Annotated in this window: 1 protein-coding gene; it reads left to right on the top strand. The window is 64.9% G+C overall.

Annotated elements, in window-relative coordinates:
- Positions 1 to 282, top strand: a 282-nt coding sequence (locus KIF87_RS23095) for a hemagglutinin repeat-containing protein (RefSeq protein ID WP_213330859.1), incomplete at both ends; no start/stop codon positions are given.

Genomic DNA, 282 nt, shown 5'->3' with positions numbered 1-282 from the left:
GAATGCCGGGCACAACCTTGACGTGACCGCCAGCGACCTGAAGGCGGGCGGCAGCGCGGGGCTGAGCGCGGGCAACGATCTCAATCTGAACGCGGCACAGACAAGCGAAAGCAGCCGTAAAGGGAAAAGTGAGTCCCACAGTACCGGGCTCGACCGCACCACGATTTCCGCAGGCGATAACCTGGTTCTGAAGGCCGGGCAGGATATCAACGCTCAGGCCGCCGCGCTGGCGGCGGAGAAAAGCGTCGGGCTGCAGGCGGGTCGCGACGTGAATCTGGCTGC

This window comes from Enterobacter sp. 120016 (assembly GCF_018383635.1).
GTDB classification, from domain to species: Bacteria; Pseudomonadota; Gammaproteobacteria; order Enterobacterales; family Enterobacteriaceae; genus Enterobacter; species Enterobacter asburiae_D.
This window is presented reverse-complemented; position numbering and strand designations above follow the sequence as displayed.